The 12,791-nt window shown below is 64.8% G+C and carries 12 protein-coding genes; 6 read left to right on the top strand and 6 right to left on the bottom strand.

Annotated elements, in window-relative coordinates; genetic code table 11:
* Positions 1 to 3: 3 nt before the first annotated feature.
* Positions 4 to 453 (bottom strand): type II secretion system major pseudopilin GspG, encoded by a 450-nt coding sequence (gene gspG / locus MF4836_RS32305; protein ID WP_078473767.1) that lies wholly within the window; start codon positions 451 to 453, stop codon positions 4 to 6.
* A gap of 148 nt (positions 454 to 601) precedes the next feature.
* On the opposite strand from gspG, the gene gspI reads away from it, so the two are divergent.
* Entirely contained in the window at positions 602 to 991 is a 390-nt protein-coding gene (gene gspI / locus MF4836_RS32300) for a type II secretion system minor pseudopilin GspI (RefSeq protein ID WP_078473766.1), read from the top strand.
* A gap of 6 nt (positions 992 to 997) precedes the next feature.
* Here gspI and MF4836_RS32295 read toward each other — a convergent pair whose 3' ends face one another.
* Positions 998 to 1,429, bottom strand: coding sequence for a type II secretion system protein N (locus MF4836_RS32295; protein WP_078473765.1), 432 nt, complete (start codon positions 1,427 to 1,429; stop codon positions 998 to 1,000).
* A gap of 116 nt (positions 1,430 to 1,545) precedes the next feature.
* Here MF4836_RS32295 and gspH point away from each other — a divergent pair, with 116 nt between their 5' ends.
* Both gspH and MF4836_RS32285 read left to right on the top strand, forming a co-directional pair.
* Positions 1,546 to 2,007: a type II secretion system minor pseudopilin GspH gene (gene gspH / locus MF4836_RS32290; protein ID WP_078473764.1), complete on the top strand. Its 462-nt coding sequence runs from the start codon at positions 1,546 to 1,548 to the stop codon at positions 2,005 to 2,007.
* Positions 2,004 to 2,627, top strand: a complete 624-nt coding sequence (locus MF4836_RS32285) for a type II secretion system protein GspJ (protein ID WP_078473763.1) — start codon at positions 2,004 to 2,006, stop codon at positions 2,625 to 2,627. Before gspH ends, MF4836_RS32285 begins: the two co-directional genes overlap by 4 nt.
* 123 nt (positions 2,628 to 2,750) lie before the next feature.
* Here MF4836_RS32285 and MF4836_RS32280 read toward each other — a convergent pair whose 3' ends face one another.
* The 3 genes from MF4836_RS32280 to MF4836_RS32270 are packed head-to-tail and all read right to left on the bottom strand — an operon-like array spanning position 2,751 to position 4,926.
* Entirely contained in the window at positions 2,751 to 3,701 is a 951-nt protein-coding gene (locus MF4836_RS32280) for a FecR family protein (protein WP_078473762.1), read from the bottom strand.
* Positions 3,702 to 3,739: 38 nt separating this feature from the next.
* Positions 3,740 to 4,285 (bottom strand): sigma-70 family RNA polymerase sigma factor, encoded by a 546-nt coding sequence (locus MF4836_RS32275; protein ID WP_020296056.1) that lies wholly within the window; start codon positions 4,283 to 4,285, stop codon positions 3,740 to 3,742.
* Entirely contained in the window at positions 4,282 to 4,926 is a 645-nt protein-coding gene (locus tag MF4836_RS32270) for a secretin and TonB N-terminal domain-containing protein (RefSeq protein WP_078473780.1), read from the bottom strand. The genes MF4836_RS32275 and MF4836_RS32270 overlap by 4 nt, the downstream gene beginning before the upstream one ends.
* A gap of 244 nt (positions 4,927 to 5,170) precedes the next feature.
* Here MF4836_RS32270 and MF4836_RS32265 point away from each other — a divergent pair, with 244 nt between their 5' ends.
* The 3 genes from MF4836_RS32265 (at position 5,171) to MF4836_RS32255 (ending at position 7,531) form a co-directional block, all read left to right on the top strand.
* Positions 5,171 to 5,482, top strand: a complete 312-nt coding sequence (locus MF4836_RS32265) for a hypothetical protein (RefSeq protein ID WP_078473761.1) — start codon at positions 5,171 to 5,173, stop codon at positions 5,480 to 5,482.
* Between the two features lie 106 nt (positions 5,483 to 5,588).
* Positions 5,589 to 7,022, top strand: coding sequence for a MocR-like pyridoxine biosynthesis transcription factor PdxR (pdxR, locus tag MF4836_RS32260; protein WP_078473760.1), 1,434 nt, complete (start codon positions 5,589 to 5,591; stop codon positions 7,020 to 7,022).
* 98 nt (positions 7,023 to 7,120) lie between these two features.
* A complete protein-coding gene (locus MF4836_RS32255) occupies positions 7,121 to 7,531 on the top strand; it encodes a cupin domain-containing protein (protein ID WP_078473759.1) in 411 nt (136 codons plus the stop codon).
* Positions 7,532 to 7,632: 101 nt separating this feature from the next.
* Here MF4836_RS32255 and MF4836_RS32250 read toward each other — a convergent pair whose 3' ends face one another.
* Entirely contained in the window at positions 7,633 to 12,492 is a 4,860-nt protein-coding gene (locus MF4836_RS32250; RefSeq protein ID WP_078473758.1) for an NAD-glutamate dehydrogenase, read from the bottom strand.
* Between the last annotated feature and the right edge of the window lie 299 nt (positions 12,493 to 12,791).

Here is a 12,791-nt window from a genome sequence, read left to right as displayed (position 1 = left end):
CCCTTACAGCTGCCAGGAGCCGATATCGGCATTCACACCGTCGCCATCGGGTTGCCCGTCGGCCCCCAGGGAAAACACGTCGACCTCACCGTTGGCGCCCGGGTTGAGGTAGTGATAAGGCCGGCCCCAGGGGTCGTTGGGCAGGCGCTCCAGGTAAGAGCGCCAGTTGCTGTTTTTGGCGTCGGCCGGGCGCTCTGCCAGCACCTTCAGGCCCTGGGTCATGTTCGGGTAGCTGCCGTGGTCGAGGCGGTAGAGTTTCAGCGCCTGCATCAACCCGCCAATGTCCTGCTTCGCCGCCGTGGCCCGCGCCTGGTCCGGCCGGTCAAGGACCTTGGGCACCACCATGGCCGCCAGGATCCCGAGAATGACCACCACTACCATGATCTCGATCAGGGTGAAGCCACGCTGGCCGCGAGGGCCTCGGGGCGGGGACGTGAAGTGCGCGATATCCATCTCGACATTCCTTGGCTTGATTGCGGATTCGTCGCGCAGTGTTGCAAGAAGATATGTCAGTGGTATTGAAAATCCTCGGGTGTTTCGGTCGCCAATCGGTCAAGCCCGAAGGCTAGTCTGCGGGCCTGTTTCCCGGCCCGAGCACGCCATGCCACACCCGCGTAATGAGCAAGGCTTTACCCTGATCGAAGTGCTGGTGGCGCTGGCGATCATCGCCGTGGCCATGTCGGCGGCCGTGCGCGTGGCCGGGGTCATGACCCAGAGCAACGGCCTGTTGCGGGACAAATCCATCGCCATGCTGGCCGCCCAGAGCCGCCTCGCCGAAGTGCGCCTGGAGGGCCGCCCGAGCCTGGGCAGCCAGGTGTTCGAGTGCGACCAGGGCCGCCTGCAATTGCGTTGCGAACAGGTCATCAGCCAAGGGCCGCAGGCGCGGCTGTTCAAGGTCAGCGTGCAGGTGCTGGACCGGCGCCAAGACGGACCGCCCCTGGCGCGCCTGGAAACCCTGGTGGGCCGCGCACTGCTGAAGAAGTTGCCCTAGGCCGCTCTAGGGCCGGGTGAGAATCGGCAAGGCCGGCGGCTCCGCTGGCTTGGGCAGGCTCAGGCGCGTGGTTTCGCCACCACGCTCGATCAGCACCGCATCGCCTTCGATCGCCGCCAGGCGCACGCCCTGGCTCAGGCGCTCGCCCTGCATGAAACTGCGTGGCGGGCCGTCGTTGAGGCTGAGGATCGCCACCGCGCCATGGGCCCCGCTGAGTACCCCGGAGACCTTGATCTGCACCGGCGCCGGGTGATTGGAAAACCACTGCAGCGCCGGGTTGTCGTTGCGCTCCGCCCGCACCTGGGGCGCCACGGGCGGGGTGTGGGACTCGGCGGAGGTGAGCAGCAATGATGACCAGGTCGCAACCCCGGCCAGGGCGGCCAGCAAGGCCAGGCCCTGGACCGCGTGCGCAGCTGAAATACGATGGGCGAATGCCATGGATGGGACCTCCTGATTGTCCGTGCCGACAGCCTACAGGCCAATTCTCACGTTTTTATTTCACACGCCCATCATCTTCGCCGTGCAGCATCGGATCGACGCAAGGGAGCGCGAACATGAACAACCTCAAGCAACAGGGCTTCACCCTGATCGAGCTGATGGTGGTGCTGGTGATCATCGGCATCGCCAGTGCGGCTATCGGCCTGAGCATCAAGCCCGACCCGCTGCAACAGCTGCGCAAGGATGCCGAGCGCTTGAGCCAGTTGCTGCAAATGGCCCAGGCCGAGGCACGGGTCGATGGGCGCCCGATCACCTGGCGCGCGGACGCCAAAGGCTATGGCTTCAGCCGGCGCAGCGCCGATGGCCAGGGGCTGGAGCACTTCGCGGGCGACCCGCAATTGCATGCACGGCCCTGGGACAGCACGCCGATGCAGGTGCGCATCGAGCCCCGGCAAACCCTGGTGCTGGACGCCGAGTGGATCAACCCGCCGTTGCGCCTGGTGCTGTCCGACGGGCAGCACAGCCTCGGCCTGCAACGCGACGCGGATGGCCGGTTGCGGCTGGTGAACCAGCCATGAAGCGGACGCAGCAGGGGTTTACCCTGATCGAAGTAATGGTGGCGATCATGCTCATGGCGCTGGTCAGCCTGATTGCCTGGCGCGGGCTGGACAGCGTGACCCGCGCCGACCGTCATCTGCAGGCCAGCACCGAGCAGACTGAAGCCTTGTTGCGCGCCTTGAACCAGTTGCAGCGCGACATCAGCCTGCGGGCCGGGATCGAACTGGCGGAACCCGAACAGGCCTCGGCCGAACCTCGGGAAGACCCGCCACGGCCCGCCGCGCCACCGGCCCTGAGTGTGCGCAGCTCGGACAGCAAGGGCTTTCGCCTGGACCTGATCCGCAGCGCGGCGGTCCCGGGTGCCGGCCTGCAACGGGTGCGTTGGTGGCTCAAGGGCGACACCCTGTACCGCGCCGCCGCCCCCGCCGGCGACCGCTACCCCCTGCCCGCGCCGAAACAGGCGGTGGCGGTGCTGAGCCAGGTCAGCGACCTGCAACTTCGGGTCTGGGACCCCGACAAAGGCTGGCGACAACTCAGCGGCAATCGCCAGGACAACCCACCCGGCCTGGAAATCAGCCTGGTGCGCCAGACACCCCAAGGCGTGGAACGCTACCGACAAGTGCTCGGCCCCCTGCAATAACCTGTAGCCGCTGCCACCAGGCTCGGGCGGACGCTGGCCCGTATGGGCGCCGGGATACATCCGGAAGGAATGCATGGGTTGGAGGGACAGCGCGGCCCGAGCCTTCGGCAGCGGCTACAGGGCCTAACTGAGCAGGACCACGCCGCCCGGCAGTTCAGTGCATTTGGCGCCGTAGGCGTCGCGGATCAGCAGGGCCACGCCGGCCAGCTGGTTGAGGCTGAAGCGTGCCTGGACCTTGCGCTTGCCCAACTCGGCGTTGAGCAGCACCAGCATCCCCGGGCGATAGCGGTTGATCTCATCGATCACGGTGTTGAGGCTGGCGTTGTCGAACACCAGGACCTGCTCGCGCCAGGCAACCACCGCCTGGGTGTCCACCACCTGCGGTTGGCCGATGCCCTGGGCGTCGTAGATCAGTTGGCGGCCCGCCTCCAACGCCATGCTGCGTCCACCCACCGCCACCGCCACCGAACCTTCGATGCAGGTCACGCAGACCCGGCTGTCGGTGTTGCGCACGTTGAAGCGCGCCCTTGTCGCGCTCAGCCAGCCGGCGCCAGCCTGGACCTTGAGCGGCCGCGCAGCCTGGGCCAGGACCTCGACTTCGCCCTGCAGCAACTCGATGCCCTGCTCGCCCTCGGCCAATGCCCGGCGGTTGATGCGGGTCTGAGTGTTGAGTTCGAGGCTGACGCCCTCGGCCAGTTCGACTCGCCGTTGCTCACCGACCTCGGTGCGGTAGTCGGCCGTCAACCCGGCAAAACCGCCGGGCACCGTGAGCCGCACCATAAACAAGGCCGCCGAGGCAGCAATCGCCCCACCCAGGAACGCCCGCCGCCCGAAACGCCGGGGCTGCGTCGCCTGCTGCCAGTGCTCGGCGGCGGGCGCCAACTGCTGCCACAGGGCCTTGGCCTGCTCGAAGGCCCGGGCATGCTCCGGGCTCTGCGCGCACCATTGGCGCAAGGCCCTGGCGTCGGCCACGGTGGCCTGGCCCGAGGTCAGGAGCAGCAGCCAGTCGCGGGCCTCGCTGTGCAGTCGGCTGTCTGGCGTATCCCGAGCAGTGGAAATGCTAAAAATATTCAAGCGCGCAAATACTCACGGATTAATCAGGGACTCGTTGACTAAGACGGTTTTCCGGCCCCGGGACCGAACCGCTGGATGACTTTTCTTTCCAGGCGCAAGGCGCAGTGCCCCAGGGCGGCCTTGAGTTCCTTCTCCACCATGCGCGTGGAAATGCCGAAGCGCTGGGAGATTTCCAGGTGCGGCGCTTCTTCCAGGCGCGCCGCGATAAAAATCTTGCGCCGCCGCGCCGGCAGTTCGTAGAGGGCCTTGAGCAGGGTCTGGATTTCTTTCTGGCCGCCTACCACCCGCGACGGATCCTGGGCTTCATCGGCCACCTGCAACAGCTCTTCGACTTCGCTGCCGGTCAACAGCCGGGCATCGGACTGGCGCCGGTCGGCGGCAATGTTCAGGGCCATGCGGTACAGGTAGGCATTGGGTTGCAGCAGGTTCGGCGGGACCTCCATGCGGTCGACCCGCAGGTAGGTTTCGTGGAGGACATCGTTGGCCAGGTCCTCCGAGCCCAGGCGTCGGCGCAGACGCACCTTGAAATCCTCGTAGGAGGTCAAGAACAACCTGACCATCGGACTGTGCCCGGTATTTTTCATACCCCGGAAGCTCCTTCCCGTGCTGTGCATTCCATGCGTGTTCCTGTGGTGTCCGGCATCAAAAGTAAGGTCAGCGGCTGGCGCAACGAACTCGGCGCCAGGCGTTCGACCCGGGTACTGCCCAGGCTGCGGACCAGCGCTTCATCGCGCTGGACATCACCCGTGGAACTGACCAGGCGGCTGTGCTCAATGCTGCCGTCAGGGCCGATCCAGACCTGCACCAGCGCCCGGAAACTGCCCGGGCGGGTCAATGGCGAGCGGCACAGGCTGCGCTCGATCGCCTGCTGCAACGCCGTGGCGTAGCTGCTGTTGATCCGTGCCGCACGTGGCCCCTTGGGTGACAGTGGCTGACTGGCCTCGGGCACCTGCAGGGTGAACGCATCGCTGCGGGCATAACGCGCCACCAGGCCGCTGCCGGTGAGCAACAGGCCCAAGGCTTCGCGCGCGCTGTAACGACCGTGCACCCCAATCGAGCGCCGGCCCCGGGTCAACTCGCGGTCCACCAGCACCGCCATCCCGGTCGAACGACTGAAAGCTTCCAGGGCGTCCGCCAGGTTTTGCGTCGGCAGGTCCAGCGCCAGCAACTGCGGTGAGTCGATCTGCGGCGGCCCCAATGGCTCGGCCCGCAGCAGGCCGGGCATGGCCAGGCCCAGCAGCACCGCCAGGCAACAGCCCGCGAAACGTGCGTGCACCCAAGACCGCCGCTCGACCTCTGCTCTGCATCGCTGCACGGCTGACGCGTCCCTGAAAACCGTCATCCTGAGGCCAGTTTATGAATCTGATGTTACGGTGATAGCAAAAAAAACATCACCTTTGGCCCAGGGCCCCTGCACTACACTCAGGTCCCATACCGGCCCACTCCTTCGGGCCCGCCAGGAGGCCCAGATGAAGCTGTTTCCGACCCTCGCCAGCCTGTTGCTGTGCGCCGCCCTGCCCTTCGCCACCCAGGCCGAAGAGCCCGCCACCGGCTGCGTCGACGTCAGCGTCGGCGGTTACAAGGCGCCGGACTACGGCTGCCTGAGCCAGCAGATGGGCGGCACCCCGGACGCCGCCAAGGCCGCGCAGCACAACCAGCCGGCGCAGACCGTGCCGGTCGAGAAACGCCCGCCGAACCAGATCGGCCTATCGACCCCGGCCGCCACCAGCGTGCGCATGGGCAATACCTTCGGCACCTCGGTGAAGCCGCAACGGCCATAAGACACAGCACAATGCCATCGCCGCGAGCGCCAGGCTGGCTGCGGCGCTACACCCGCTGCGGGCATGGGAGTAACCTTGCGTCCATTGCCTTGCTCAGGATGTATCGATGGAACTGCATGTCGTCATCAACGGCCGCAAGGACCTGGCCGACCAGCTCTACCAGCAACTGCGCAGCGCCATCGAATCCGGGCGCCTGGCCGCCGGGGCCCAGTTGCCCCCCAGCCGCCTGTTGGCGCAACAACTGGGCATTTCACGCAAGACCGTGTCCGACACCTATGCCCTGCTGACCTACGACAACCTGCTGATCGGCAAGATCGGCCGTGGCACCTTCGTCAATGCCCGGGCGGTCAAGGTCGAACGCAAACAGGCGGCCCAGGACCTGGCCTGCGCCGCCAACCTGGAGAAATGGCAGAACCTGCCCTGGCCCCTGCGCCACCCCTCCCTGGAAAGCACCGCGCGCTATGAATTCATCGGCGGCGCGACCCGGCGCAATCAGTTTCCCCAGGAGGAATGGCGGCGCTGCACCCAGGAAGCCCTGCGGCGCATGGCCGAACACGGCGGGTTCTACAGCCAGCCGGAGGGCTTGCCGGCCCTGCGCAGCGCCATCGCCGGGCACGTGGCGTTTTCCCGGGGCGTGGTCTGTACCGAGCACGACATTGTGATTTGCAACGGTGCGCAACAGGCCCTGGACCTGATCGCCCGGGTGGTGCTCGAACCCGGCAGCCTGGTGGCCATGGAAGACCCCGGCTACAGCCCGGCGCGCATGCTGTTCAGTGCCCAGGGCGCGACGGTGATCGGGGTCCCGGTGGATGAGCAAGGGTTGCAGGTGGCGTTGATCCCCGATGGCGTGCGGCTGATTTACGTCACCCCGTCGCACCAGTTCCCCTTGGGCATGCCCATGAGCCAGGCACGGCGCGAGGCCCTGTTGCAGCGGGCGCAGCAACTGGGGGCGATTGTCATCGAGGACGATTACGACTGCGAGTTTCGCTACGAAGGACGGCCCACCGACTCGCTGCAAAGCCTGGACAGCCATGGGGTGGTGGCCTACGTCGGGACCTTTTCCAAGACCATGCTGCCGCAGCTGCGCCTGGGCTATGGGGTGCTGCCGCCGGCGATCATCGGCGCGGTGGTGCGAGCCAAACACCTGACCGACTGCCACACCTCGACCCTGGCGCAGTGGGCCCTGGCCAAGTTCATCAGCGATGGCTGCCTGCTCAAGCATATCCGCCGCTGCCACACGGTCTATGCCGGGCGCCGCGAGCGTATCCTGCAGCGCCTCGACGGCGACCTTTCGCCCTGGCTGCAAGCCATTCCCTCCACCGCCGGCTTCCATATGGCGGCCTTGTGCAAGGTGCCGGTGAACCTGCCGTTGCTGCTGGAGCGGGCGAAACAGGCCGGGATCGGGCTGTACTCCCTGGACGGTTTCTTCAACGACACGCCGGTCAGAAGCGGGCTGTTCATCGGGTTTGGCGCCATTGAAACCCTGGACATCGATCCGGCCCTGGACCAGGTGCGCGACATCCTGCGGCAGATCGCCTGAGCAGTGGTCTGCCGTTCTTTGCCGGGATTGGCCATAGGTCGGGGCGCTGAGCGGGATTAGTCTGGGTCGGTCTTTTCATTGAGCACGAGAACCCGACCATGAACCCATTGACCGCTGCCCTCGCCGCCCTGGCGCTGCTGACCTCCCTGTGCGCCGCCGCCCATGAACCGGTGTACGGCCAGGAAAAGCTGGCGATTCTCCAGGAACAGGCCCTGAGCAATATGCCTGGAAAGAAAGCCCTGATGCTGACCGTGGACTACGCCCCGGGCCAGGCCACGGTGCCCCATCGGCATGCCGGCGCGGCCATGGCTTATGTGCTGCATGGCGCGATCACTTCGCGGGTCAATGACCAGCCGGCGATAACCTACAAGGCCGGGCAGTCCTGGTTCGAGCCTGCCGGTTCGCGGCATCCGGTGTCGAGCAATGCCAGCCAGACCGAGCCGGCGAAGCTCTTAGTGTTCATGTTGATGGATGAGCAGGACGCGGTGTTGACGCCGTTGGAGAAGTAGCGGCGGGGATGGTGGGGTTGGGCGTTGCCATTATCGAGTGCAATGAAAAAGCCCCGTATCTCGCGATACGGGGCTTTTTGGGTTAACGCTCGATCAGGCCGTTACAGGCTCGATTGACCGCTCAGTGCCAGGTCCAGCAGTTCCCGGTTGGCCACCGCGTACATGGCGTAGTCAGTGCCGACTGCGGCACGGATTTCCACCATCATGGCGCGCCAGCGATCGGCCATGCTCGCGTTCTGCTCCAGCCACAGGGCCACGCGGGCTTCCATGTCTTGCGGCGCATCGGCCATTTGCAGAACCTTGATGGTGATCGCCCGTTGCTGCCAGTCCACGTCGTCGCGGAAGGCTTCGCGGGCCTGGGCCTGCCAGTTGTTGCCCACTGGCAGATCGCTGATCTGCTGCAGGTACCACGGCAGGTCCAGGGCGCTGCCCACGGCGAAGTAGGCCTTGGCCACATCGGCGGCGCTCTGACCAGTGACGTCAGCGGCTTCGATGATCGGCAGCAGGGTGTACAGGTGAGTGGTGCCTGCAACCATGCGCGCCAGCAACTCCGGCACACCGGCTTCGACATACGCCTGATAACGGTTCTGCCAGCCTTCGCGGGTCGGGCCTTCCAGCAGTTCGTCGAGCTTGAGGCCCAACGCCGCCAGGTGCGGACCGAAGTGGGCGACGTCGCGCGCTGCATCCTGCTCGTTGCGACGGCTGCGCAGGAACCAGCGCGTGGCACGACGGCCCAGGCGCATCAGCTCATCCATCAATGCCAACTGCACTTCAGCCGAAACCTGGTGGTCCAGGGCTTCGATCTGACGGAACCAGTGCGGGAGGTGGAAGATGTCACGCACGATCACGTAAGCACCGGCCACGTTCGCCGGGCTCATGCCGGTGGACTCCTTCAAGCGCTGCACGAAGGTGATGCCCATGTGGTTGACCAGGTCGTTGGCGATCTGGGTGCTGACGATTTCGCGCTTCAGGCGGTGACGACGCATGGCTTCGGAGAACTTGGCCACCAGGCTTGGCGGGAACGCGGTCTCCATGTCACGGGTCAGGTAGTCGTCATCCGGTACCAGGGACTTGAGCAGTGCTTCCTTGAGGTCGATCTTGCTGTAGGAGATCAGCACCGACAGCTCTGGACGGGTCAGGCCCTTGCCCGCCGCGGCGCGCTCGGTGAGCTGCTCCTCGGTCGGCAGGTACTCGATGGCGCGGTCCAGCTTGCCCCGGCCTTCCAGGTCGCTCATCAGGCGCTTGTACTCGGCAGCACGCTCGTAGGCACGGCGCGCGGCCAGGGACAGGGCCTGGGTCTGCTTGTAGTTGTTGCCCAACACCAGGCTGCCGACTTCGTCGGTCATGCTCGCCAGCAGCTGGTTGCGCTGCTTGTCGGTCATGTCGCCGGCCTGCACCACTTCGTTGAGCAGGATCTTGATGTTCACTTCGTGGTCGGAACAGTCCACGCCACCGGCGTTGTCGATGAAGTCGGTGTTGGAACCGCCGCCATTGAGGCCGAACTCCACACGACCCAGCTGGGTCATGCCGAGGTTGCCGCCCTCACCCACTACCTTGCAGCGCAGCTCGTTACCGTTGACCCGCAGTGCATCGTTGGCCTTGTCGCCGACATCGGCGTGGCTTTCGGTGCTGGCCTTGACGTAGGTGCCGATACCACCGTTCCACAACAGGTCCACCGGTGCCTTGAGCAAGGCATTGAGCAGTTCGGTCGGGGTCAGCTTGTCGGCCTGGATGTCGAAGCGTTCTTTCATCTGTGGCGAGATGGCAATGCTCTTCGCGCTGCGCGAGAAGATACCGCCGCCTTCGGACATGATGCTGGTGTCGTAGTCGGTCCAGGCCGAACGCGGCAGGTCGAACAAGCGCTGACGCTCGACGAAGCTGTTGGCCGGCGTTGGGTTCGGGTCGATAAAGATGTGCAGGTGGTTGAATGCGGCCACCAGTTGCAGCTTGTCGGACATCAGCAAGCCGTTGCCGAACACGTCACCGGCCATGTCGCCGACACCGACCACGGTGATGCTGTCTTCCTGGACGTTGATGCCACGCTCGCGGAAGTGGCGCTGCACGCCGACCCACGCGCCCTTGGCGGTGATGCCCATTTTCTTGTGGTCGTAACCGGCCGAACCACCGGAAGCGAACGCATCACCCAGCCAGAAGCCGTAGTCGATGGCGATGCCGTTGGCGATGTCGGAGAAGGTTGCGGTGCCTTTGTCGGCCGCGACCACCAGGTACGGGTCATCATTGTCGTGACGCACCACGTTGGCCGGTGGCACCAGGGCGCCGTCTTTCAGGTTGTCGGTGATGTCCAGCAGGCCGGAGATGAAGATGCGGTAGCAGGCGATGCCCTCGGCCGCGATCTCGTCCCGGCTGCCGCCCAGTGGCAGGCGACGCGGCAGGAAGCCGCCCTTGGCGCCGACCGGCACGATCACCGAGTTCTTCACTTGCTGGGCTTTTACAAGGCCCAGGACTTCGGTACGGAAGTCTTCTTCACGGTCGGACCAGCGCAGGCCGCCACGCGCCACATTGCCGAAGCGCAGGTGCACGCCTTCAACCCGTGGCGAGTAGACGAATATCTCGAACTTCGGCACCGGTTTCGGCAGCTCTGGAATCGCGTGCGGGTTGAACTTGAAGCTGAAGTACGACTTGTTCTGGCCGTTGGCGTCGGTCTGGTAGAAGTTGGTACGCAGGGTGGCCTTGATCAGGTCCAGGTAGCGACGCAGGATGCGGTCTTCGTTGAGCACCTGAACGTCGTCCAGGGCGGTGAGGATCGCTTGTTCCAGGCGCTGCTGCTTGTCTTCCAGGTCGTCGCTGGTGAGCTTGCGCGCCAGGTAGAAACGGGTCTTGAACAACCGGGTCAACTCGCGGGCGATGTCGGTGTGGTTGTTCAGGGTGCTGGCGATGTAACCCAGGTCGAAGCCCAGGCGGATCTGCTTCAGGTAACGGGCGTAGGCACGCAGCAGCGCGACGTCGCGCCATGGCAGGCCGGCCGTCAGCACCAGGCGGTTGAAGGCATCGTTCTCGGCATCGCCACGCACGATGTGGACAAAGGCGTCCTGCAGCGTGTCGTTGAGCTGCTGGATATCCAGGTCCAGGCCTTCGGCAGCGGTAAAGGCGAAGTCGTGGATCCAGAACTCACGGCCGTTGTTGTGACGCAGGCGATACGGGAACTCGCCCAGCACGCGCAGGCCGAGGTTTTCCAGGATCGGCAGCACGTCGGACAGCGCCAGCGGGGTGTCGGCGTGGTACAGCTTGCAGTGCAGCTCGCGCTGGCCCGAGACCTGGCCCAGGGGCTGGTAGAAGCTCATCACCAGCGGGTTGGCTTCGGTCAGGCTCAGCAGGTGTTGCATGTCGACCACGGCCGAGTGCGCAGCGAAGCGCTCGCGGTAGCCGGCCGGGAAGCCTTTCGGGAAGTCCGCCAGCACATTGGTGCCGTGGGCCTCGCCGAAGCTTTCGACCACCAGGCTGGCGTAGTCGTCCTGCCAGCTGCGGCAGGCCTGGACCACTTCTTTTTCCAGCAGCAGCGGGTCGATGTCGATGCGGTTCTTCGGGTCGACCCGCAGAATCAGTTGGACGCGGGCCAGTACCGACTCGGAGAAGAAGGTCCAGAACTCGCAATCCGAGGCTTGCAGGCGATCCATCAGCACTTGCTGGATCTTCTGCCGCACTTCGGTGGAGTAGATGTCGCGCGGCACATAGGCCAGGCAGTAGCAGAAACGACCGTAGGGGTCTTTGCGCAGGAACACGCGGATCTTGTTGCGTTCCTGGATCTGCACGATGGACATCACGGTGCTGAACAGTTCGTCGACCGGGGTCTGGAACAGGTCGTCACGGGGCAGTACTTCGAGGACCTGGGCCAGTTCCTTGCCCAAGTGGGCCTTGGCCTGGAAGCCCGAGCGCTGCTCGACGATTTCCACCTTGCGCCGGATGTACGGGATGACCCGCACGCTTTCGCCGTACACCGACGAGGTGTACAGGCCCATGAAACGGCATTCCTTGACCACTTTGCCGTCGGCATCGATCTGGCGGATCGACACGTAGTCCGGGTAGGCCGGACGGTGCACGCGGCTTGGGTGCGCGGCCTTGGCGAACGACAGCGGAGTCGGTTCGCGCAGGTAGTTGACGGCGTAGTCTTCGATGCGCAGGTCGTCGGCGGTGAGGCCGGCGCGCAGCAGCTTGGTCAGGCCGAGGAACGAGTTGGGGTCATATTCGATATGACCGCCGTCCTGCTCTTCGCGAACCACAAATTCTTCATAGCCGAGGAAGGTGAAGTGGTTGCCCACCAGCCATTCCAGGAAGCTCTTGATTTCGGTCTTTTCGTCCGCCGCGATGGCGAACTTGCTGTTGTCGATGCCGTCGATCAGTTCCTGGACCTTGACCTTCATCGGTTCAAAGTCGGCCACTGCGACGCGCACTTCACCCAGCACCTGCTCCAGTTCCTTGCTCAGTACATTGAGCTCGGCGGCGTTGGAGCAACGGTCGATTTCCAGGTACATCAGCGATTCTTGCTGGATGCCTTCGCCGTGGGTGCCCTTGGGCAGGATTTCCAGCAACTCGCCCTTGCTGCCGCGACGCACGCTGAGCACGGTGGTTTGCAGGGTATGGATGCTGTAGCCGCGACGGTTGAGCTCGGTACGCACCGAGTCGACCAGGAACGGCAGGTCATGGTGCAGGACCTCGACCGCGGTGTGGGTCGACTGCCAGCCGTGGCGTTCGTAGTCGGGGTTGTAGACGCGCACTTGCGGTTGCGCGTGATCGAAGCGCTCAAGCAGGCGCCAGGCTGACAAGGTGCAGCCCGCCAGGTCGGACAACCGACGCTGGGTGAGTTCGTCCAGGGAAATGATGCCGAAGAATTGTTCAGCGAACAGCGCCACTTGTGGCAGTGCCTGTTCACTGATGTGCTGCGCCAGTGCCGCTTGCAGTTGGTGCTGGAAGTCGGCTTTGCTGGCTGCGGTGAAGAACGCCATCTGTGGTACTCCGCTTGGGCTTGTTATTGATGGAAGCGTCGCGTGCAATCCCCTTGCGGGGTCAAGCGTCACCCTGCTCCTGATCTCGGGCAGAGGTTGCAGGATGACAAGGTGGTGAAGCTGGACGGGACACTCGGGTCACATTCACCTTCGCTGCGATGGGCATCTGCAAAAACGACTGACGCATCACGCGCACAATGCCTTTACAGGTGTCCATCCGTTGCGCAGCTTAACGAGTGCGGCAAGGCCGCTGCTTGCGATGCTGCGACATATTCGGTCATTGGCACGCACCCGACGCG

Origin of the sequence: Pseudomonas sp. MF4836 (assembly GCF_002018875.1) — a bacterium.
Classification (GTDB): Bacteria; Pseudomonadota; Gammaproteobacteria; order Pseudomonadales; family Pseudomonadaceae; genus Aquipseudomonas.
The sequence above is the reverse complement of the archived record's forward strand: the minus strand, read 5'-3'. Positions and strand labels throughout refer to the sequence as shown.